9 protein-coding genes are annotated in these 9,673 nt (G+C 62.3%); 3 read left to right on the top strand and 6 right to left on the bottom strand.

Annotated elements, in window-relative coordinates; all coding sequences use genetic code 11:
• Positions 1-8: 8 nt before the first annotated feature.
• From tkt to Q0341_RS03100, 5 genes are all read right to left on the bottom strand, one after another.
• Complete coding sequence (gene tkt, locus Q0341_RS03120; protein ID WP_299510487.1) at positions 9-2,039, bottom strand: transketolase; 2,031 nt, start codon at positions 2,037-2,039, stop codon at positions 9-11.
• 127 nt (positions 2,040-2,166) lie between these two features.
• Positions 2,167-3,069, bottom strand: a complete 903-nt coding sequence (locus Q0341_RS03115; protein WP_299510486.1) for a uracil-DNA glycosylase — start codon at positions 3,067-3,069, stop codon at positions 2,167-2,169.
• A gap of 8 nt (positions 3,070-3,077) precedes the next feature.
• Positions 3,078-3,503, bottom strand: coding sequence for a ribosomal protein S18-alanine N-acetyltransferase (gene rimI / locus Q0341_RS03110; RefSeq protein WP_299510488.1), 426 nt, complete (start codon positions 3,501-3,503; stop codon positions 3,078-3,080).
• 79 nt (positions 3,504-3,582) lie between these two features.
• A complete protein-coding gene (gene tsaB, locus Q0341_RS03105; protein ID WP_299510484.1) occupies positions 3,583-4,353 on the bottom strand; it encodes a tRNA (adenosine(37)-N6)-threonylcarbamoyltransferase complex dimerization subunit type 1 TsaB in 771 nt (256 codons plus the stop codon).
• Entirely contained in the window at positions 4,350-5,336 is a 987-nt protein-coding gene (locus Q0341_RS03100) for a DMT family transporter (protein WP_299510482.1), read from the bottom strand. Before Q0341_RS03100 ends, tsaB begins: the two co-directional genes overlap by 4 nt.
• Before the next feature lie 53 nt (positions 5,337-5,389).
• Between Q0341_RS03100 and dacB the strand changes: the two genes are divergently transcribed.
• From dacB to Q0341_RS03085, 3 genes are all read left to right on the top strand, one after another.
• Positions 5,390-7,069 (top strand): D-alanyl-D-alanine carboxypeptidase/D-alanyl-D-alanine-endopeptidase, encoded by a 1,680-nt coding sequence (gene dacB / locus Q0341_RS03095; protein ID WP_299510481.1) that lies wholly within the window; start codon positions 5,390-5,392, stop codon positions 7,067-7,069.
• A 4-nt stretch (positions 7,070-7,073) separates the two neighbouring features.
• A complete protein-coding gene (locus Q0341_RS03090) occupies positions 7,074-7,328 on the top strand; it encodes a SemiSWEET transporter (protein ID WP_299510480.1) in 255 nt (84 codons plus the stop codon).
• Between the two features lie 109 nt (positions 7,329-7,437).
• Positions 7,438-8,697, top strand: a complete 1,260-nt coding sequence (locus tag Q0341_RS03085) for a lipase family protein (protein WP_299510478.1) — start codon at positions 7,438-7,440, stop codon at positions 8,695-8,697.
• A 64-nt stretch (positions 8,698-8,761) separates the two neighbouring features.
• Here Q0341_RS03085 and Q0341_RS03080 read toward each other — a convergent pair.
• Positions 8,762-9,673 (bottom strand): L-threonylcarbamoyladenylate synthase (locus Q0341_RS03080; protein ID WP_299510476.1); only part of this gene is annotated, 912 nt, incomplete at its 5' end.

Here is a 9,673-nt window from a genome sequence, read left to right as displayed (position 1 = left end):
GACCTGAATCAGGCCTTGAGCAGCGCCGCGTGGACGGTGTCGGCCACGTTTTCGGCGGTGAAGCCAAAGTGCTTGAACAGCACAGGCGCGGGGGCCGATTCGCCGTAAGTGTCGATGCCGACCACGGCGGCGCAGCCGTATTTCCACCAGCCGTCGGTGGAGCCCATCTCGACCGCAACGCGGGGCAGGCCTTTTGGCAACACGCTTTGCTTGTATTCGCTGTCTTGGCGGTCAAACACATTGGTGCTGGGCATGGAGACCACGCGCACACCGATCTTGCGTTCGGCCAGCAGCTTTTGTGCGGCCATGGCCAGTTGCACTTCAGAGCCCGTGGCGATGATCACGCCGTGGGTTTTCTTGATGCCGACGTGCTCAGGCTCGGACAGCACATACGCGCCACGGCTGATATCGCCCAGGTCGCTCTTGGGCGAATAGGCCAGGTTTTGACGGCTGAGCAGCAGGGCCGATGGACGGTTGGCGTTTTGCAGGGCCACGGCCCAGGCCACGGTGGTTTCGGCCGTGTCGGCAGGACGCCAAACGTCCAGGCCAGGGATCAGGCGCAGGCTGGCGGCGTGCTCGATGGACTGGTGGGTCGGGCCGTCTTCGCCCAGACCGATGGAGTCGTGGGTGAAGACGTGGATCACGCGCTGCTTCATGAGCGCGGCCATGCGGATGGCGTTGCGTGAATAGTCAGAGAAGGTGAGGAAAGTGCCGCCGTAGGGGATGTAGCCGCCGTGCAGGGCCACGCCGTTCATGATCGCGGCCATGCCGAATTCGCGCACGCCGTAGTTGATGTGGCGGCCGATTTGGCCTTCGGCTGTCTTGACCACGTCACCGGCCAAGTCCACGCGGAAGGCGGGGGTGCTCTTGGTGTTGGTCAGGTTGGAGCCGGTCAGGTCGGCCGAGCCGCCCAGCATTTCGGGCAGGGCCGCGGTGAAGGCTTCCAGCGCCAGTTGGCTGGCCTTGCGGCTGGCCACGGTCTCGCCCTTGGTGTGGGCGGCCACGACGGCGTCAAACGCGACTTGGTTGAAGTTCTTGGGCAGGTCGCCCTTCATGCGGCGCACAAATTTTTTGGCTTGTGCGGGGAGGGCGGCTTTGTAGGCGGCAAAGGTGGTGTTCCACTCGGCTTCGCGGGCAGCGCCTGCGGCCTTGGCGTCCCAATCGGCATAGACCTCTTTGGGGATCTTGAACGGCTCAGCCGTCCAGCCCAGGGCTTCGCGGGTGAGTTTGATCTCTTCAGCGCCCAAAGGCTCGCCGTGGGCCTTGGAGGTGCCTGCACGGTTGGGCGAACCCTTGCCGATGGCGGTCTTGCAGACGATCAACGTCGGCTTGTCGGCGCTGTGCTTGGCACTGGCAATAGCGGCCGACACGGCAGCGGCGTCGTGGCCATCGACCGCGTCGATCACGTTCCAGCCGTAAGCGGCAAAGCGCTGGGGCGTGTTGTCGATGAACCAAGGGGCCACTTGGCCATCGATCGAGATGCCGTTGTCGTCGTACAGGGCGATCAGCTTGTTCAGCTTCCAAGCACCCGCCAAAGCGCAGGCTTCGTGACTGATGCCTTCCATCAAACAACCGTCCCCCAGGAACACGTAGGTGTGGTGAGAGACGATGTTGTGGCCGTCTTGGTTGAACTCAGCGGCCAGCATTTTTTCGGCCAGCGCCATGCCCACGGCGTTGGTGATGCCCTGACCCAGTGGGCCGGTGGTGGTTTCCACGCCGGGAGTCACGCCCACTTCGGGGTGGCCTGCGGTTTTGCTGTGCAGGGTGCGGAAGTTCTTCAGCTCTTCGATCGGCAGTTTGTAGCCGGTCAGGTGCAGCACCGAATAGATCAGCATCGAGCCGTGGCCGTTGGACAGCACAAAGCGGTCACGGTTGGCCCAATGCGGGTTTTTGGGGTTGTGTTGCAGGTGATCGCCCCAAAGCGCCACAGCCATGTCGGCCATGCCCATCGGGGCACCGGGGTGACCGGAGTTGGCTTGTTGAACAGCGTCCATTGCGAGCGCGCGGATGGCGTTCGCCATTTGTGGTTGATTGGCCATGTGGGCAGCTCCGGGGAAGTATTCTGGAAAACCCGACATTTTAGCGGTTGTCAGGCCGGACCTGAAGACCATGCGCAGCCCATGCCGTGCTGCGCACCCACCGAATCCGGCCGATCGCGGCCGGGGATCAGCCCTTGGCCACCTGCAATGCCAGCACCAGATCAGCCCAGGCTTTGGCTTTGTCAGCAGGCGTGCGCAACAAATTGGCCGGGGGGTAAGTCACCACCACAGGAACGCCCTGAAATGCATGTAACCGGCCACGCAGCTTGCCCAAGGGTTCGGTGCTGCCCAGCAAGGTCTGGATGGCAAAACGCCCCATGGCCAAAATGACGCGGGGCTGCACCAACGCCACCTGCCGAGACAAATAAGCGGCGCAAACCGTCAACTCTGCCGCCTCAGGGTTGCGCCCACCCGGAGGGCGACATTTGACAGCATGGGTCAGATGCGCTGAGCCGGATGCTGACGACGCGTCGGCCAAAGCCCCCACCTGGCGTTGCACGCCCACGGCCTTGAGCATGTTGTCCAGCAACGCACCCTCTTGTCCAGCGAAAGGCTGGCCCAGTTGATCGTCCTCTTCGGAGGGCAAATCGCCCACCACCATCCAGTGGGCCGCCGCATGGCCCGAGCCCACAATGGGGTTCTGGCGAGCGGCGCACAAAGCACAAGATTGGCAGCCATGGACCGCCGCTTGCAAGGCGTCCCAATCCATGCCCGAGACGCCTTCAGGCCATTGAGAAACAACCGGTGATGCGGGTGCCGCAGCGGATTTCACAAGGGGTGAGGCGGAAGGCGATGGTGCCAACACGATTGAAGCGGCAACGGGCACCGACTGGACCGGTTTTGCGGAAGTGGCAGCAACGGCTGGCGATGCGGCTGCCGATACGGCTGGTGATGCGACTGCCAACGACGCAGTTGGCACCCGCGTTGGCTCGGCTTCGCCCACACGTTGCGGCCACCACACGCGCACACCCATCTCGGCCAACATGGCGCGTTGGCGTTCATCCAAATCAAATCGGGTCGGGTCGCTCATGTTGGGGCTCACAGTTTCAAACTCATCACCACCGCATGCTCTCGTTGCTGGCGGTCTGCAGGATAGTAATCCTTGCGGAGACTGACTTGCCGAAACCCATAGCGTTCATAAACCCTCAAGGCACGCTGATTGCTTTGCCGCACCTCCAGCCAAAGCCATTGCGCGCCCTCGTGACGCGACAGGAGCGACAAGGCGTCCAGCATCATGTGCCCCCAACCTTGGCCTTGCCGATCCGGGGCCACCGTGATGTTGAGCAAATGCATTTCCTCGAAGCCTCGCATGGCCAAAAAGTAACCCAGCAATTCGCTGTCAAGCCAAAGGCAGCGGGCATCAAACAGGGGGTTGAGCGAATCCCGAAAATTACCGCGCGACCACGGGTGGCTGTACGCCGTTTGTTCGATGGCCATGATGGCGTCGAGGTGGTCGGGCAGCATGGGCGACAGCGTGACCGCGTTGCGGACAGCTTCGGAGACTGGCCCCCTTGGTTTGGGTTCTGTCTTCATGCCCACCTCTTTATGCCTGGGCTGCGGCCTTGGCGTTGGCAGCTTGGGCTTTCATGGCTTCGCGTTCGGCGGTGGTATTGGCCACTTTGTCGCGGATGTACAACGGCATGGCTTGGTCAGCGGGCACCGCCTGCCCCTGCGCCCACAAGGCGGGTGCCAAGCGCACCAAGGCCGCCGCGCTCGGCAAAGCGACACAGCGCTCGCCCTGTGGCAAGCGGTCGCCATAGGCGGCAAAAGCATTGCCCGCCTGCAACACCCGCGCCCCCACGGGCATTTGAATTTTTTCTGGCGCACTGACCTGCAGTGACGCCACGTCTTGCCAGCCCCCTTGGGCTTGCCCGGCTGCCCCCTGCCAACGGTAAGCGGCGCTGTACACCTCGTCCATGCGCGCATCCAGCAGCGCCAGCACGGTCAAGTCGGTCAAGCACAAGCCCTGCTCCGACTGCACGAAGCGGGCCTCTTCGGCCACGGCCAACAAAGTGTCGACGGGCAGCACCGGCACATCGGCCCCAAACGCCAAGCCCTGGGCCACAGCACATGCCGTGCGCAAGCCGGTAAACGACCCCGGGCCCCGACCAAACACAATGGCATCGAGCCCCGACAAGGGCATGTCGGCCTCAGCCAGCATGGCCAACACGGCCGGAATCAAGCCACTGGAGGCTTGCGCGCCGCCGGGCAAGGTTTGGGTCCAGACTTGATTGCCATGGGCCACGGCCAAAGACAACACATCGGTGCTGGTGTCAAAGGCCAGCCAGCGCCATGCTTTGCTGGAGATGCTCATGGTTTATGCCCCGACTCTGTCAACGCGGCAACTGGCGCAGCAGGCTTCTTGGCTTGGCGCACGCCAAACAAAATACCGCCCGTCACCAGCGCCAGCCCGGCCAGCAAATTCCAGTGCATGGGCTCCCCCAAAAACCACACCGCCCCCAAGGCTGACAAGCCGGGCACCAGCGCGGTGATCATCGTCGAGCGCACGGGGCCATAGTGGCGCACCATTTGGGTGAAAGTGATGCCCGAAATGACCACAGAACCCACACCCTGGAACACCGCTTGAAACAAAATCTCAGAAGCCGGTACGCGGGTCAAATGTGTGGGCAACACGCCGGTGCCGATCAAGAACAAATACACCGGTGCAAAGCAAACCAAGGCAAACGCCGTGATGGCCATGGTGGCACGCACCGCATCCAAGCCATGGCGACGCACCGTCACGCTGTAACCCGCCCAACAACAGGCGGCCGTCATGAACAGCAAATCCCCTTTCCAGACCTCACCGCCATCAAACGCCATGAGCAAGCTGGCACCGCCCACCAGCACATCGCCCAGCACGATGAGACCCAAGCCGAAAGCGCGCGCCGAAGACACCTTCTCGCGCAAAACCAACCAGGCCAACAAGGTGGTCCACAGTGGCAAGCTGCCGGGCAGCAACACCGAGGCGTGGGTCGCAGGCGCAAAAAAGAAACCGCTGTAGGCCAGCACCGCGTAAAGCAAGCCCCCTAAAAAGCCGGCCTGTACCGTCTGGTGCAAAGGCAAGGGCGACAGGCCCCAAAGCGAGCCCATCTTTTGGCCCGCCTGCCGTGCGGGCCGCATCAGCCACCAGGCCCAGGGCAGCAAAATGCTGCTGGCCCCCACGATGCGCGCCAAGGCGATGTCCAAGGGCAGCAGCCCCCGAGAAGCCGAAGCCCGGGCAATGACAATGAAGCCGGTCCAGATACAGACAGTGATGACCGCAGAAGCAAGGCCCACGGTTTTTGAAGAAAATCGCATGGCCCGGATCATACGGCCCCGCTGTTTTCATTTTGGCCCGTTAGACTTGCCCGATGTCCCCCCACTGCGCCAAACGCCCCTGCTCCCCCTCCCTTGTACCGGGCAGTTTTGCATCCCAAGCCACCGACCAGGGCGATGTGTTTTTGCCCGTACAGGCGGCGACCCTGGTCGGCTCACTTCCCCGCTCACTGGCCCGATTACTTTTTTTGGCACTGACCTGCACCTTGGCTTTGACCAGCAACGCCCAAGCGAACCCTCACACCCACCACCGCCAGAGCGCATCGCCCGCCCAAAGCCCCGGTCAACACGCGTCCGGCTTGCCGCGCGATGTTCTGAACACCCTGCGCCAGGCCCAGGTGCCACCATCGGCACTGAGCGTGCTGATCGCCCCCTTGCCCAAGGACAACCGCCCGCCCCCCCAACCCCGGCTGTCACACCAAGCACACACCAGCGTCAACCCGGCCTCGGTCATGAAGCTGTTCACGACCTATGCCGGGCTGAGCCTGCTCGGACCCGAGCACGTCTGGCGCAACCGCATCTACACCGACGGCCCGCTGCGGGATGGCGTGCTGCAAGGCAACCTCATCGTGCGCGGCAGCGGCGACCCCAAACTGGTGCTTGAGCGCCTGCAAGATCTGATCGCGCAGGTGCACGCAGCGGGCGTGCGTGAGGTGCGCGGCGACATCGTGCTGGACCGCAGCGTGTTTGATGTGCGCGAACGCAGCGAGCCCTTTGACGACGAGCCCCTGCGGCCCTACAACGTGTCGCCCGACGGCTTGCTCATGAACTTCAAAGCGGTGATTTACAAGTTCACCCCCGACACCGCCAACGGGCGCGTGCAAGTGCAATTCGAGCCCCCGCTGGCGGGTCTGTCTGTCCCCACGCAGCTGCCTTTGAGCCCAGGCCGTTGCAACGATTGGCGCGGCCAGTTGCAGGCCGACTTCAGCCAGCCGCTGCAGGTACGTTTTCAGGGCCGCTACCCCGCCAGCTGCGGCGAACGTGAATGGCCCGTGGCCTTTCCCGATCCTGCGCACTATGCGCCGCGTGTGATGCAAGCCATGTGGCAAGCCGCTGGCGGGCGGCTCAGCGGACAGGTGCGCTATGGCCGCAGACCGGCCTCGGCAACGCTGCTGCTAGAGGCACCCTCCTTGCCTTTGGCCGAGATCATCCAAGACATCAACAAATTCTCGAACAACGTGATGGCACAGCAACTGTTTCTGAGCCTGTCCAGCGAATTGGGTGCGCCGGGCCGTTTCGAGGCCTCGGTTTTGCGCACATCACAGTGGTGGCGCAGCCAATTCCCGGGCATCGAAGCGCCAGTGCTGGACAACGGCTCCGGCCTGTCCCGCCACGAGCGCAGCTCGGCACACACGCTGACCGCTTTGCTGCAAGCGGCCATGGCCGGACCCCACGCGCAAGCCTTTGTCGACTCTTTGTCGCTGGCGGGCGTGGACGGCACGGCCGCGCGCCTGAAAGACCGCAACCCAGGTTCGCCAGTGATCGGCAACGCATGGTTCAAAACCGGCTCGCTGCGGGACGTGGCCTCGGTGGCAGGGTATGTGCAAGGCCAAAGCGGCCAACGCTACACGGTGGTGGCCATCCTGCACCACCCCAACGCCCCTCAAGCACGGGCCGCACTGGACCAACTGCTCGAATGGACGGTACGTGACCAAAACAACACCTCCAAAGCCCGCACAGCCAAGCGATCCAAAGCCGGCGAGCAAGGACAATAAGGCCATGATTTTGATCGACTGGGTCGGCTCTGTGGCCGCCTTCCTCACCACCGCCAGCTTCATCCCGCAAGCTTGGCAGACCTTTCGCACCCGCGATGTCAGCGGCATTTCACTTGGCATGTACAGCCTGTTCACCGTGGGTGTGGCGATGTGGCTGGTCTACGGCATCATGCTGATGGCCTGGCCCATCATCATCGCCAACACCATCACCACCTCGCTGGCGCTGATGATTTTGGTGATGAAGTTGCGCTACCGATGACGCCTTTAACTATTGCCTCACATCGTTATATACCCCATGGCTTGAACGGCATCACTCAACTAAAGTTAAAAAGAACGTCCGTTCTTTTTAACACCCCAGGAGACAAGTCATGAAAACCATGAAATACGGCATTTCAATTTTGGGCGTGGCCCTGCTGGCCGCGTGCGGTGGCAGCGATGCACCCCACGGCAGTTTGATCGAATCGCCTGCGTTAATCACCACATTGAGCAAAGCACAACTGGATGCTGGGCCTTTGGTCGCTTTGAGCGGCAAAGCCAAGTGCGATGTCAAAGTTATCTCGCTCAACTATGTCACCCCCGGTGCCAAAGGCGAAATCTCCAACGCATCGGGTGTGCTGCTGCTGCCTACCGGCGCCGATTGCACGGCCGCGGCCCCCCTGGTGGCTTACGCCAAAGGTACAGATGTGGAAAAACCCCGCACATTGGCCAACCCGGCCGACAGTGAAACAGGCCTGCTGGCTGCCATGTATGCAGGCCAAGGCTATGCCGTGGTGGCCACCGACTACCTGGGATTTGCCAAGTCCAACTACAGCTACCACCCATACCTGCATGCCGATTCCGAGGCCACAACGGTCATCGACTCGATCCGAGCAGCTCGCAACGCCGTTGTCGGCATGGGCGGCAGCCTCAATGGCAAGGTCATGTTGACCGGTTACTCTCAAGGCGGCCATGCATCGATGGCCGCGCACCGCGCGATTGAAAAGAGCTTGTCCTCAGAGATCAACGTGGTGGCAGGCGCTCACCTGGCTGGCCCTTACAACCTGTCAGGCTCCATGCAACTGCCGGATGCGATTGCGGGTTACCAATTTTTTGTGCCTTACCTGATCACGGCTTGGCAAAAGATTTACGGCAATCTTTACAGCAATGTCTCGGACGCTTTCAAATCGCCCTACGCAAACGGCATCGAAAGCCTGCTGCCCAGCGCCACCTTGAATTACACAACCTTGGTCACTTCAGGCAAATTACCGGGCATCAATGGCGAGACCCCTAACCAAGCGCGTGACGCCCTGTTTCAGACAAGTTTCAGCAGCGACATCCTGACGAACCCGAGCAACCCTACCTTTTTGGCAGCCAAAAAGAACGACCTGCTGGATTGGTCTCCCAAATCACAAACCATGCTTTGCAGCGGCAGTGGTGACCCCACCGTTCCACAAGTTGTGCATCAATCTGTCATGAAAGCCGCCTTCGACGCCAAAGGGCTGACGAACGTGACTTCGGTCGATATCCACCCGCTGATTGTTCAAACTTATGGGCCCATCACCATGGCCAACATCGCCAATTACCATGGTTCATACGCCCCTCCGTTTTGCCACGCAGCGGCCAAATCGCTGTTTGACGCGGTGAAATAATCGCTCAAACTCCTGCACAAGGCCCGCGTCATGCGGGCCTTGTTTTTTCAACCCAACGAAAGACTCAAGCCGCCGCCCGCTGCAGTCTGTCCCGCACGCCTTCCCACTCGGGCGTGTCGGGGGGCAGCTGGACCCAGATTTGTGTCACACCTCTGGCGTCCAGGTCGCGCAAAACACCAAACAAATCGTGCGCGGCCTGCTCGGCACTGTGCGGCTGAGCACGCCACAGCACACCGGCACCGGCGCTGCCATCCGGTCTTTCGTTTGACCACAACCCCAAGTTGTTGGCGTGCGGCCCCAAGGCCTGCAGTTTGGCGGTGATGTCTTGCGCGGGCATCAAACGCACCTTGGCGCGGGGTGCGTAATGCGATTCGAGCGTGCCCGATGCACGGGGCGCGGGCTGGCCCAGCACCGCCTGCGGCGCGTCCTTGTCCAGCACGGCGCGGCCGCAAGCCGCTTCAATTTGAGCCCGCGTGATGTGTCCGGGCCGCAGCAACACGGGCTCGCCCCGGGTGCAGTCGATGATGGTGGACTCGATGCCCACGGCACAGTCACCGCCATCCAGAATCAACAAGGCAGAGCCCAACTCGGACTGCACATGCGCGGCGCTGGTGGGGCTCACGCGGCCAAAGCGGTTGGCACTGGGGGCCGACACGCCCAGTACGCCCAGCGGCAGCGCAGCTTGCAACAAAGCTTGCGCCACCGGGTGCGAGGGGCAGCGCAGACCGATGGAGTCTTGCCCCCCCGCCGAAGCTGTGGCCACGCCGGGCTGGCGCGGCAGGATCAAGGTGAGTGGGCCAGGCCAAAAGGCGGCCATCAAGGCTTGAGCGAACTCGGGCACCTGCGCCGCAAACAGCGGCACTTGGTCCAGGCTGGCCACATGGACGATCAGCGGGTGGTCGGCGGGGCGGCCCTTGGCCACAAAGATTTTCGCCACCGCCGCGTCGTCGGTCGCGTTGGCAGCTAGGCCGTACAC

This window comes from uncultured Limnohabitans sp. (assembly GCF_937889215.1).
GTDB lineage: Bacteria > Pseudomonadota > Gammaproteobacteria > Burkholderiales > Burkholderiaceae_C > Limnohabitans_A.
The sequence above is the reverse complement of the archived record's forward strand: the minus strand, read 5'-3'. Positions and strand labels throughout refer to the sequence as shown.